This window comes from uncultured Bradyrhizobium sp., from assembly GCF_936943645.1.
GTDB lineage: Bacteria > Pseudomonadota > Alphaproteobacteria > Rhizobiales > Xanthobacteraceae > Bradyrhizobium.
On the sequence record NZ_CAKZJO010000056.1, the window covers coordinates 185,292 to 198,068 of the forward strand.

A 12,777-nucleotide genomic window follows, 5' to 3' on the forward strand; every position below is an offset into this window, starting at 1 on the left:
AGGCTCGCACGACATTGTCCCAGAGGATCGAAGACTACGCGCTGATCGGTGATTGTGAGACCGCGGCGCTGGTCGGGCGCGACGGCTCGATCGACTGGCTGTGCTGGCCGGCCTTCGATTCCGACGCCTGCTTTGCCGCCATCCTCGGCACCCACAAGAACGGCCGCTGGCTGATCGCGCCGAGCGAGGACGTCATCAGGACGTCGCGCCGCTATCTCGGCGACACCCTCATCCTGGAAACGCGCATCGAGACCAAGAGCGGCGCCGTCGCGCTGATCGATTTCATGCCGCCGCGCGGCAAGGCGTCGGACATCGTGCGGCTGGTGCGCGGCCTCGAAGGCACCGTCAAGATGCGGATGGAGCTCGTGATCCGCTTCGGCTTCGGCGTGGACATTCCCTGGGTGCGGCGGATCGATCATTCCCTGATGGCCATCGCTGGCCAGGACATGACGGTGCTGCGCACGCCGGCCAAGACGCGTGGCGAGGATCTGACAACTGTCTCCGACTTCGAAGTGACGGCCGGCGAGACCATGCCGTTCGTGCTGACCTATGGTCCCTCGCATCTCGCGCCGCCCGAGCCGATTGATCCGGAGGTCGCGCTGCAGGAGACCGAAAAATTCTGGAAAGACTGGTGCGGTCATTGCACCCGGGACGGCGACTACCACGATCTCGTCGTGCGCTCGCTGATCACGCTGAAGGCGCTGACCTTTGGTCCGACTGGCGGCATCGTCGCGGCGCCGACCACGTCATTGCCCGAGAAGCTCGGGGGCAGCAGGAACTGGGACTACCGCTTCTGCTGGCTGCGCGATGCCACCTTCACGCTGCTGGCGCTGATGAACTCGGGCTACACCGAGGAGGCCCTGGCCTGGCACAATTGGCTGCTCCGCGCGGCCGCAGGCTCGCCCGCGAACATGCAGATCATGTACGGCATCTGGGGCCAGCGGCGGCTGCTGGAGTGGGAAGCGAGCTGGCTCGACGGTTATGAGGGGGCGCAGCCGGTGCGCGTCGGCAACGCCGCGCATGCGCAGCTTCAGCTCGACGTCTATGGCGAGCTGATCGACGCCTTCCATCAGTCGCGCATGGCCAAGCTCAAGCTCGACGAGGAGAGCTGGGCGCTGGAGTGCGCCGTGCTCAACCATCTCGCCGAAGTCTGGGACCGGCCGGATCACGGCATCTGGGAGCGACGCGGCGAGCCCAAGCACTACGTGTTCTCCAAGGTCATGACCTGGGTCGCCTTCGACCGCGGCATCAAGAGCGCCGAGACCTTCGGCTTCAAGGCGCCGCTGCTGCACTGGCGCGCCTTGCGCGAGGCCATTCATCGCGACGTCTGCAACAGGGGATTTGACGCCGAGGAAAACGCCTTCGTCGAATCCTACGGCTCGAAACTGCTCGATGCATCCGTGCTGCTGCTGCCGGCCGTCGGCTTTCTGCCGGCGGAAGATCCGCGCATCCGCGGCACCATCGGGTCCGTCGAGGCCCGCCTGGTGCGCGATGGCTTCGTGCTCCGGCATGATCCGCGCGAACTGCCCCCGGGGCAACCGCCGCTCGAAGGCGCGTTTCTGGCCTGCACCCTGTGGCTGGCCGATGCCCATGTGCTGTCGGGCGATCTCGACAAGGCGCAAGCCTTGCTCGATCGCGTGGCCGGCATTGCCAACGACGTCGGTCTGCTGGCCGAGGAATACGATTCAGTCGCCCGGCGCCAAACCGGAAATTTCCCGCAGGCGCTGACCCACATCGCGCTGATCAACACCGCGCAGAATCTGTCGGCGGCGAGGCAGGAAAGCGAGAAGCCGGCCGTGCAGCGGTCGAAGTAGCTGGCAAGATCAGGTCGATTGTTTCCGTGAGGACGCCATATCAGACCCGTCATCCTGAGGCGCGAGCACGGGCGGCGCGAAGCGGCGCTTGGCGAGCCTCGAAGGACGAGCGGCCGGGATGCAGCCGGGCCGTCGTCCTTCGAGGCTCGTCCTGCGTTGCAAGACGAGCACCTCAGGATAACGGTGAGAGATTTGAGTTGGCCGCTTCAACCCGCCCTTGCGAATGCCCCTAACCCACCCCATTCCGCTTCAAGATCATCTCCATCGCCTCCGCAAACCCGTCCTGCTCGTTGCTCGCGGTGACGTGGGTGGCCTGGTCCTTGACGTTGTCGGTGGCATTGCCCATGGCGATCGAGGTGCCGCTGACGGCGAACATCGCGAGGTCGTTCTGCATGTCGCCGATGGTGGCGACGGCGCTGGTCGCAATTCCGAGACGCTTGGCCATCGCTTCGACGAATGTGCCCTTGTTGAAGCCGGGCGGGGTGATGTCGAGATAATAGGTCTGCGAACGCACGGCGGTGGCCTCGACGCCGAGCGCCTTCTGCATCGTCTTCTCGCAAGCCTCGAGGCCGGCAGCATCGGCGCTGGCGCCGACGATCTTGCAGGCGCTGGCGAGATAGGGCGAAAAATCCGTCACGATAGTCGGGTCGGCGCGGATCGTATGCTGCTCATGGGCGACATAGCGTCCGCTGGGATTGTCGATCAGCCATTGGTCGGCGGTGAAGAGCCAGATGTCGGCGCCAAACTCGCGCAGGATCTGCAGGGACCGCTCGGCCGCGCCTGCAGGGATGAGATGCTGCTCGACCGGCCTCATCTCGGGATCGACGATCGAGGAGCCGTTGAACGGGCCGACCGGCAGCCACAGCGCCAGCGGGTCGATCAGGAACCGCATGCCGATCGCGGGGCGGCTGGAGGTGATGGTGAAGCCGATGCCGGCCTTGTGCAGGCGCTGCACCGCGGACTTCGCGCGGTCCGTCAGCGTCTTGTCCTTGGTCAGCAGCGTGCCGTCGACGTCGGACACCACGAGTGAGATTTGCGTCATGGCAGGACCTTCGGTTCGGTTCTCAGCGTTTCGCCCCGCCCAGCTTCAATTGCCGCACCAGGCCATCCACGATCGCCTCGACGGATTCGTCAATCGAGACGGTGACGACGTGCTCGCCCGCCTCCGGCGGCTCCAGCGTCTCGAACTGGCTCGTCAACAGCCCGGGCGGCATGAAATGGCCCTTGCGGTGCGCGAGCCGCTCGGCGATCAGCTCCCTGGTGCCCTTCAGGAAGACGAAGCGAACATCGTCGCGCCCGCGCAGCAGCACGTCGCGATAGGTGTGCTTCAGCGCCGAGCAGGCGATGATGACATGCTCACCTTTCTCGCAAACCCGCGCGATCTCGTCGGCGATGGCGTTGAGCCAGGGCCAGCGGTCCTCGTCGGTGAGGGGATGGCCGGCCCGCATCTTTTCGACATTGCTGGCGGGATGGAAGCTGTCGCCGTCCTCGAAGCGCCAGCCGAGCCGCTGGCCCAGCGCCGCCGCCACCGTGCTCTTGCCCGAACCCGACACGCCCATCACGATCAACGCACAAGGTGCTTCAACGCCGCCCACGAAATTCCTCCGGAAGCGCGCACCTGTCGACCAGCCAGACGGTCTCACCGTTCGAGCGCGCGCGTAACGCCGGCAGAGTCTCGCCATTGAGGAGGCGCGTCAAGATCGCCTGCTTGTCGTGCCCGGCAATCTCGAACAGCATTTCGTAGCACGACGCCAGGACGGGCAGGGTGAGCGAGACCCGCGGCACGAACGGCGCGACATTGGCCCTGGGAACTCCAACGACCCAGCGCTCGGTCTCCTCGATTTCGGGGAAGCCGGGAAACAGCGAGGCGGTGTGGCCGTCCGGCCCGGCGCCCATCAGGACCATGTCGAACAGCGGCCGCGAAGGATCGAGACCTTCCGCGCCGTAGAACGACTGCAATTCGTGCGCATAGGCCGCGGCGCTCTGATCGGGGTTTTCGAGCGTGGTCGGGATCGGATGGACATGGCCGGCCGGCGCGTTGGAATCGAGAAACGTCGCGCGCGCCACCGTCATGTTGTTGAGGGGATCGCTCTCCGGGACAAAACGCTCATCACCGATGAACCAATGCACGCGCTGCCATGGGATCTTGCCGCAAAAGGCCTCGCTGCCAAGCAGCTGATACAGCTTCTTCGGGCTGGATCCGCCGGTCAGGCAGATCGCGATGCGGCCGGGATTGGCTGCAATCCGGGCCATCACCCGCTCGGCCGCCGCGCAGGCGAGGGCCTCGGCGTCCGCCTCGACGATCAGCTTCGGCTGGCCAGCCGTTGCCATCACGAAAACTTCCGCCAGCTTCGCCCGTCGCGCCGCAGCAGCTCGTCGGCACAGGCCGGCCCGTCGCTGCCGGCCTCATAGGTCTCGATGCCATTGGTGCCGGCGCTCTTCCAGGCGTCCAGGAACGGCTGCACCGCCTGCCACCCGGCCTCGATGCCGTCGGCGCGCTGGAACAGGATGTTGTCGCCGATCATGCAGTCGTAGATCAGCGTCTCGTAGCCGGTCGAAGGATCGGCGCGGAAATAGTCGCCGTACTTGAATTTCATCTCGACGCCGTCGATCGTGATGCTCGGCCCCGGAATCTTGGCGTTGAACTGCAGCTCGATGGTTTCGGTCGGCGCGATACCGATGGTGAGGAAGTTCTGCGACAGGCGGTCGACGTCGGTCCCCGAGAACATGGACAACGGCGCCTGCTTGAACTTGATCGCTACTTCGGTGCGCTTGTGGCCGAGCGCCTTGCCGGTACGCAGATAGAAGGGAACGCCGGCCCAGCGCCAATTGTCGATCATCAACTTCAGCGCAACGAAGGTCTCGGTGGTGCTGCCGCGCTTGACGTCCTCGGTCTTGCGGTAGTCCGGGACATTGTCGTCGCCGATGCGGCCTGAGAGATATTGCGCGCGCACCGAATTTTTCAGCGCATCCTCCCGGCTCGGCAGCTGGATCGACGTCAGCACCTCCGCCTTCTCGGAGCGGACCGAATGGGCGTCGAAGCGTGCCGGCGGCTCCATCGCGACCAGCGACATCAGCTGGAACAGGTGGTTGGGCACCATGTCGCGGAGTGCGCCGGTGGCATCGTAGAAGCCGCCGCGATGGCCGACGCCGAGCTTCTCCTCCACCGTGATCTGCACGTGGTCGATGTGGTTGCGATTCCAGATCGGCTCGAACATGCCGTTGGCAAAGCGCAGCACCAGGATGTTCTGCACCGTCTCCTTGCCGAGGTAATGATCGATCCGGTAGATCTGGTGCTCCTCCATGATCTTCAGCAGCTCGGCGTTGAGCGCCTTGGCCGATGCGAGATCGGTGCCGAACGGCTTTTCGATCACGAGGCGGCGCCAGGCGCCGTTCTCCTTCATCATGCCGGTGCGGCCGAGCTGGCGCGCGGTCGGCGCGAATGCAGCCGGCGGCGTGGCGAGGTAGAACAGCCGGTTGCCGCCAGTCTCCTGCGCGCATTCCAGCGAATCCAGATGCTCGCGCAGGCGATCGAACGACGGCGGATCCTTCGGATCGGCCTCGACGAAAGTCACGCATTCCAGCAGTCGTTTGGCCGTGTCGTCGTCAATGGGACGCGTCGCGAACTGGCGCAGGCCCTTCATCAGGCTGTCGCGAAGCTCGTCATCGGACTGGCTCTTGCGGGCCACGCCGACGACGCAGAATTTTTCGGGCAACAGGTGCTCGGCTGCCAGATTGTAGAGTGACGGCATCACCAGGCGGTGAGTGAGATCACCGGTCACACCAAAGATGACGAAGGCGCAATTTTCCGGCTTGCGCTTGGCTTGCGGGTCTTTTGTCACGAACGATTGGCCTTCGCTTGTTGCGTCTTATTTGGGCTTCGCCGCGCCCGGCTGCTTCGGCTCCTTGTGGCCGCCGAACCCTGCACGCATCGCAGAGAGAATTTTTTCGGCGAAGGTGTGTTCCCGCCGTGAACGGAAACGTGTGTAGAGCGCCGCGGTCAGGACCTCGGCCGGCACCGCCTCGTCGATCGCCGCATTCACGGTCCAGCGTCCCTCGCCGGAATCCTCCACGAAGCCGGAATATTCCGCGAGCTGCGGGCTGTCGGCGAGCGCGGTCGAGGTCAGATCGAGCAGCCAGGATGGGATCACCGAGCCGCGCCGCCAGACTTCGGCGATATCGGCGAGATCGAAATCATAGCGATGGTCCGTCGGCAACGCGTCGATATTGGCGTTCTTGAGGATGTCGAACCCTTCGGCATAGGCCTGCATCAGGCCGTATTCGATGCCATTGTGGATCATCTTGACGAAGTGGCCGGCGCCGACGGGGCCGGCATGGATATAGCCCTGCTCGATGCGGGAATCGCGGCCCTCGCGTCCTTCGGTGCGCGGAATGTCGCCGGCGCCGGGTGCGAGCGCGGCGAAGATCGGGTCGAGCCGGTCCACCACCTGCTTCTCGCCGCCGATCATCATGCAATAGCCGCGGTCGAGACCCCAGACGCCGCCCGACGTGCCGACGTCGACATAATGGATACCGCGCGCCTTCAGCGCCTTGCCGCGGCGGACGTCGTCCTGCCAGAACGTGTTGCCGCCGTCGATGATGACGTCGCCTTCCTGCATGACCTTGGCGATCGTCTCGATCGTGGTCTCGGTGATGTGCCCCGCCGGCAGCATCACCCAGGCCGTGCGCGGGCGCTCGAGCTTCGAGATGAACTCCTCGAGCGTCGCCGAGCCGACCGCGCCGTCGGCGGCAAGGCCGGCGACGGCCTTGGCGTCCTTGTCATAGACCACGGTCGAATGTCCGTGACGCATCAGGCGGCGAACGATGTTGCCGCCCATCCGGCCGAGGCCGATCATGCCGAGTTGCATTGGCAAAATTCCTTAAGTGAGCGCGTCGTTGAGCGCCGCATTGAGGGCCGCAAGCCCCTTCTTGAGCCCGCCCTTGAGGTGCACGCGCAATGCGCGCCGGCCGCGTTCGGTCAGCACGTCGAAATCGCCGCGCGCCTGCGCCGCCTTGATCACGCCGAAGCTGGCCTTCTGGCCGGGCACAGGCAAGTCCTTGACGTCGTCAGCGGTGATCTGGAGGAACACGCCGCTGTCGGGCCCGCCCTTGTAGGCCTGCCCCGTGGAGTGCAGGAAGCGCGGTCCGAACTCGGCACAGGTCGCGACATGCCGCTTCTCGCGCACCTCGAGCCGCATGGCCTGCAGCGCATCGATCGTGGCCTTGTCGCGCGCGACATAGCCGAGCAGGGCGACATAGTCGCCGTCGCCCGAGCGTGACAGATGTGCCTTCAGCCAGGATCCGAGATCGCCATTGGCGCCGGCGGCGCGCAGCGCCGTGGCGTTGGCGTCATCGGTGTAGAGATCGGCCTCATCAGTGCTCACCACCGGCTTCTCCGCCGGCAACGCGCCGGTCTTCTCGAACGATGCCGTGAGCTCGCGGGTCTTGATCTTGGCCGCTTCGACGTCCGGCTGATCGAACGGGTTGATGCCGAGGATCGAGCCCGCAACCGCCGTTGCCATCTCGAAACGGAAGAACTCCTGGCCGAGATGGTCGATCGACTTCATGACGATGCGCACGACGGGATGGCCTGCGGCCTCGACCCCGGCAAGGGCCGAATCATGCGCCGCGTCCGCCTCGCCCTCGATGCGAATGTCGATGAAGAAGCGGTCGTTGCCGTAGACGGAAGGGTCGCCCAGCGGCTCGCCCTCGATCGGGATCAGGCCCTTGCCTTCCTTGCCGGTCGATTCCGCGATCAGCTGCTCGGCCCAGGCGCCGAAATCGGCGATCTTCTTCGACGCCAGGATCGTCACCTTGTCGCGGCCTTCGAGCCCGGCGAGGCCCATGGCAAGGCCGAGCTGCACGCCGGGGTTTTCACTCGGCGGTACGTCCGGTCCGCAGGAGCGGGCCATGGAGAGCGCATGCTTGACGAAGGTCTTGACGTCGATGCCGGCCGTTGCCGCCGGCACCAGGCCGAACGGCGAGAGCACCGAATAGCGGCCGCCGATCGAGGGCTCGCCATGGAAGATGCGGGCGTAATTCAGCTTCCTGGCGGCCTTCTCCAGCGACGAGCCGGGATCGGTCACCGCGATGAAGCGGTGGCCGGTCTTCACCTTGGGCCCGACCGCCTTGGCAACCTGCTGGTGGAAATAGTCCTTCATCGCGTTCGGCTCGGTGGTGCCGCCCGACTTGCTGGAGACGATGAACACGGTGTTGGCGATGTCGATCTTCGCCTCCATCGCCCGGACCTGTGCCGGATCGGTCGAATCCAGCACATGCAGCTTGGGGAAGCCGGGCTTCTTGCCGAAGGTCTCGGCCAGCACCTCGGGCCCGAGGCTCGATCCGCCCATGCCGAGCACGACGGCGTCCGAGAATTTCTGGCCCTTCACGCGGCCGGCATAGTCCTCGTAATCGGCGACGTCGGCCTTGGCGGCGCTGTCGAGCCAGCCGAGCCATTTGTCCTCGTCGGCGCCGGTCCAGACCGATTTGTCGCGCTGCCACAGCCGGCGGATCTTGGCCGCTGCGCGCCATTCCTCGGTGCTCTTGACGACGGCCTTGCCGAGCCCGTCGCCGAGTGAGAGAGACTGGTGGTCGATCGTCGGCCCCAGCACGGTGGCGCGCTTGTGGGCGACCGCGCCGTAGAGCTTGTCGGCGGCATCCGCGAACAGCTTGACGCCGTCCTTGACCAGCTCCTCGGTAATGGCATCGAGCGAGATGCCGGAGCGCTCCAGCTCCTCCAGCACGCGCCTCGCGTCGTCGACGTTCTCCTCCAGGCTGTCGCGCGGCTTGCCGTGGTCGCGGAAGGCATCCAGTGTTGCCGGCGGCACGGTGTTGATGGTGTCGGGGCCGATCAGCTCCTCGACATAGAGGACGTCGCTGTAGTCCTTGTTCTTGGTACCGGTCGAGGCCCACAGCATGCGCTGCGGCTTGGCGCCCTTGGCGGCAAGCTTGTCCCAGCGCGGACCCGAGAACAGGCGCTTGTAGTCCTGATAGGCAACCTTGGCGTTGGCGATCGCAACCTTGCCCTTGAGCGCGGCAAGCCGCTCCTTCTCGGACGGATCGTTGGCGCGGGCGATCTTTTCGTCGAGCTGTTTGTCCACGACCGAGTCGATGCGGCTCACGAAGAAGCTCGCGACGCTCGCGACATGCGAGGGGTCACCGCCGCCGGTGACGTATTTTTCGAGGCCGGCGATGTAGGCCTCGGCGACCTGGAGGTAGACCGCCTTGGAGAACAGCAGCGTGATGTTGATGCTGATGCCGTCGCCGATCAGCGTCTCGATCGCCGGCAGGCCCTCGGGCGTTGCCGGCACCTTCACCATCAGGTTCTTGCGGTCAACGTCCTTCCAGAGCCGCCGCGCCTCGGCCACGGTGCCCGCGGTATCCATGGCGAGATAGGGCGAGACCTCCAGGCTGACATAGCCGTCGCCGCCTTTGAGGCGGTCATAGACCGGGCGCAGCACGTCGGCGGCGTTCTGGATGTCCTCGACCGCGACGGCCTCGAACAGGTCGGCCACGGTCCGGTCGCCGCGCTTCAGCGCCTTGCCGATCGGGGCGTCGTACTCGTCGGAGCTGCCGATCGCCTTCTCGAAGATCGAGGGATTGGAGGTGACGCCCTTGACGCCGTCGGTGTCGATCAGCCGCTTCAGGTCGCCCTTGGCGATGAAGCCACGGGCCAGGAAGTCCAGCCAGACGGCTTGTCCGTGCTTTTCCAGTTCTTTGACGGGATTCATGATGCTTATTTATCTCCAAGCCTGCGGGCGAGGGGTTTCCGCGCCGGTCCTGACGCGCTATCCTCTAGCTTACATGCTCCCGGGAGGGAACCAATCAAGGGTACAGGCGTCATACCCTCCAGTGTAACTCCGTCGCGATCAAGGCGATCCGTTCGGCAGTAGCCGGTGTTGCGGAAAAAGTCGTTGGCCGAGCGTTCGGCCGGGTCTGGTTGCGTAGCGTCGGCCACTGTGTTCTGCAGCTTGTGGCGACGCGGAGTGCTCATCAGCGGAATCCGATCCGCCTGATGCATCGTGGCTCGGCCGCGAATGGCCATGCTGGGGGAAAGCATGCACGCGCAAACGGACGGCCTTGCCTTCGCCGTCGCCAACGGTACGCCACGGGCCGCGCCCGCCGGAGGTGTCGACGCATCCCGCGATCTCGAAATCAGCCCATGTACCACCACGTTGCGGCTGCTGGTCGCGGCGGGCTTTGCCATGACGCTGGTCGGCGCGACCTTCGCTTTCGACTGGTGGGATGACCTCAGTGATTACGACACGACGGCCGGGGTTGCCGGCGTCGTGGTGTTCGCCTCCTTGACGATCTGGCTGATCTGGATGCTCCCGACCGACCGGGGAGCGGTGGTGGTGGTCAACCCCTACGGCATCCGCGATCTCCGCATCGGCGATGAATTTCTGCCGTGGGACTCGATTGCGGAGATTTCGGCTGAACAATGCCGCGGCCACGACACGATCGTGCTGACGCCGACGCCCGCTCTGCTGCGGCAGCTGCGCGGCATCCGCAACCTGGCCCGCTGTGCGGAGAACGATCGTATCGTGATCCGGTCGGAGGGGCTGGCGACCGATTTTGAGACAATGCTGCGGGCTTGCCGCGACGCTCACGCGGCCGGCACGCCGCGCACCGCATTGCAGCAGGAAGATGAACGGGGCACGCAAGGCTTCGCCGTACAAGCGTCATAAGATCGCCGCGCGCGGATCGCCCTATGTTGCGGTGCCGGAGAGACAAGGCCCCGGTATCGCCCGGATGTGGCGAGCGAGTGACAAATTCTGGAAATGAGCGAAGATAGACAGAGATTCGCACAAATTACAGGCAAGTGCCTGTTCGTAATTCAGCGAGTGCCTACCTTGTGCGTTGCGTCGTATCGGCACCCGGGTGTCCAATGATCGTCATGTGCTCACGCTGATTCGAAAAGCGGCCTGAGGAACGGTCCAGTAACTGCTTTCGTTTCAGCTTGTAGCGGAACTCACGCGGAGAGGGATCATGTACAACGATTCTCTATTCAACGCTTTCGCTCGGTCGTTCGAGGCGAGAAGCCAGCACGACATGTCGATGGCGGAATATCTGGAATCGTGTCGAAGCGATCCCATGAAATACGCGAACGCGGCCGAACGACTGCTAGCAGCGATCGGTGAACCCCAGACGATTGACACGGCCAAGGACCCACGCCTTGGCCGTATTTTTTTGAACCGCACGATCCGCACCTATCCGGCCTTCGCCGGCTTCTACGGCATGGAAGAAACCATCGAACGCATCGTCGGTTTCTTCCGCCATGCGGCGCAGGGACTCGAAGAGCGCAAGCAGATCCTCTATCTGCTCGGGCCCGTCGGCGGCGGCAAGTCGTCACTCGCCGAGCGGCTGAAGTCGCTGATGGAAGTGCATCCGATCTACGTGCTGAAGGCCGGCGACGAGCTCTCGCCGGTGTTCGAGTCACCGCTCAGCCTGTTCGATCCTGATCAGCTCGGCCCGATGCTGGAAGAGAAATACGGCATTCCGCGCCGGCGCCTCACCGGCCTGATGAGCCCGTGGTGCTACAAGCGCCTTGAAGCCTTCGGCGGCGACATTTCCCAGTTCCGCGTCGCCAAGATCCAGCCGTCGCGGCTGCGCCAGATCGCGATCGCCAAGACCGAGCCCGGTGACGAGAACAACCAGGACATCTCCTCGCTGGTCGGCAAGGTCGACATCCGCAAGCTCGAGACCTACGCGCAGAACGATCCCGACGCCTACAGCTATTCCGGCGGCCTCAACCGCGCCAACCAGGGCGTGCTCGAGTTCGTCGAGATGTTCAAGGCGCCGATCAAGATGCTGCATCCGCTGCTCACCGCGACGCAGGAAGGCAACTATATCGGCACCGAGAACATCGGTGCGATCCCGTTCACCGGCGTAATCCTGGCGCACTCGAACGAAGCCGAGTGGGCGAGCTTCAAGTCCAACAAGAACAACGAGGCCTTCATCGACCGCATCTGCGTGATCAAGGTGCCTTATTGCCTGCGTATCACGGAAGAGCAGAAGATCTACGAGAAGCTGATCCAGGGCTCCGAGCTCGCTTCGGCGCCCTGCGCGCCCTCGACACTGGAGACGCTGGCGCGGTTCTCGGTGATGTCGCGCCTGCGCAAGCACGAGAATTCCACGGTGTTCGCCAAGATGCGGGTCTACGACGGCGAAAGCCTGAAAGAGTCCGATCCGAAGGCGCGCAGCGTCCAGGAATATCGCGACGCCGCCGGCGTCGACGAGGGCATGGACGGCGTCTCCACCCGCTTCGCCTTCAAGATCCTGGCTGCGACCTTCAACCACGATCCGCAGGAGGTCGCCGCCGATGCCGTGCACCTGATGTACGCGCTGGAGCAGTCGATCCGCCGCGAGCAGCTGCCCGAGGAAGTCGAAAAGCGATATCTCGAATTCATCAAGGCCGACCTTGCCCCGCGCTACGCCGAGTTCATCGGTAACGAGATCCAGAAGGCCTATCTGGAATCCTACTCGGATTACGGCCAGAACCTGTTCGACCGCTACGTCGACTATGCGGACGCCTGGATCGAGGACCAGGACTTCAAGGATCCCGACACCGGTCAGCTGCTCGATCGCGAACTTTTGAACCAGGAATTGACGAAAATCGAGAAGCCGGCGGGCATCGCCAACCCCAAGGACTTCCGCAACGAGGTCGTCAAATTCTCGTTACGCTCCCGGGCCCAGAACGGCGGCAAAAATCCGACCTGGACCTCCTACGAGAAGATTCGCGACGTGATCGAAAAGAGGATATTCTCGCAAGTCGAGGACCTGCTTCCGGTCATCTCCTTCGGGTCGAAGAAGGACGGCGAGACGGAGAAGAAACACGGCGAGTTCGTCGCACGCATGGTGGAGCGCGGCTACACCGAGCGTCAGGTTCGCCGGCTCGTCGAATGGTACATGCGCGTGAAGCAGGCCGGTTGAGGCGGAGTGGGAGGCGAATGGTAAAGTGCCC

General features: G+C 64.5%; 9 protein-coding genes. 3 read left to right on the top strand and 6 right to left on the bottom strand.

The window, feature by feature from the left end; genetic code table 11:
- Positions 1-14: 14 nt before the first annotated feature.
- Complete coding sequence (locus Q0743_RS16115) at positions 15-1,814, top strand: glycoside hydrolase family 15 protein (RefSeq protein ID WP_298242498.1); 1,800 nt, start codon at positions 15-17, stop codon at positions 1,812-1,814.
- 229 nt (positions 1,815-2,043) lie between these two features.
- Here the strand turns inward: Q0743_RS16115 and Q0743_RS16120 are convergent, their stop codons facing one another.
- The 6 genes from Q0743_RS16120 to Q0743_RS16145 are packed head-to-tail and all read right to left on the bottom strand — an operon-like array spanning position 2,044 to position 9,544.
- Positions 2,044-2,856, bottom strand: coding sequence for an HAD family hydrolase (locus tag Q0743_RS16120; RefSeq protein WP_298242499.1), 813 nt, complete (start codon positions 2,854-2,856; stop codon positions 2,044-2,046).
- 22 nt (positions 2,857-2,878) lie between these two features.
- Complete coding sequence (locus Q0743_RS16125; RefSeq protein ID WP_298242500.1) at positions 2,879-3,409, bottom strand: gluconokinase; 531 nt, start codon at positions 3,407-3,409, stop codon at positions 2,879-2,881.
- A complete protein-coding gene (gene pgl, locus Q0743_RS16130) occupies positions 3,396-4,145 on the bottom strand; it encodes a 6-phosphogluconolactonase (RefSeq protein ID WP_298242550.1) in 750 nt (249 codons plus the stop codon). The genes Q0743_RS16125 and pgl overlap by 14 nt, the downstream gene beginning before the upstream one ends.
- Entirely contained in the window at positions 4,145-5,656 is a 1,512-nt protein-coding gene (zwf, locus tag Q0743_RS16135; protein ID WP_298242501.1) for a glucose-6-phosphate dehydrogenase, read from the bottom strand. The genes pgl and zwf overlap by 1 nt, the downstream gene beginning before the upstream one ends.
- 27 nt (positions 5,657-5,683) lie before the next feature.
- Positions 5,684-6,682 (bottom strand): phosphogluconate dehydrogenase (NAD(+)-dependent, decarboxylating), encoded by a 999-nt coding sequence (gnd, locus tag Q0743_RS16140; protein WP_298242502.1) that lies wholly within the window; start codon positions 6,680-6,682, stop codon positions 5,684-5,686.
- Positions 6,683-6,694: 12 nt separating this feature from the next.
- Entirely contained in the window at positions 6,695-9,544 is a 2,850-nt protein-coding gene (locus Q0743_RS16145) for a bifunctional transaldolase/phosoglucose isomerase (RefSeq protein ID WP_298242503.1), read from the bottom strand.
- 306 nt (positions 9,545-9,850) lie between these two features.
- Here Q0743_RS16145 and Q0743_RS16150 point away from each other — a divergent pair, with 306 nt between their 5' ends.
- Entirely contained in the window at positions 9,851-10,501 is a 651-nt protein-coding gene (locus tag Q0743_RS16150; protein WP_298242504.1) for an STM3941 family protein, read from the top strand.
- A 301-nt stretch (positions 10,502-10,802) separates the two neighbouring features.
- Positions 10,803-12,746 (top strand): PrkA family serine protein kinase, encoded by a 1,944-nt coding sequence (locus Q0743_RS16155; protein ID WP_194404070.1) that lies wholly within the window; start codon positions 10,803-10,805, stop codon positions 12,744-12,746.
- The last annotated feature ends 31 nt before the right edge of the window (positions 12,747-12,777 follow it).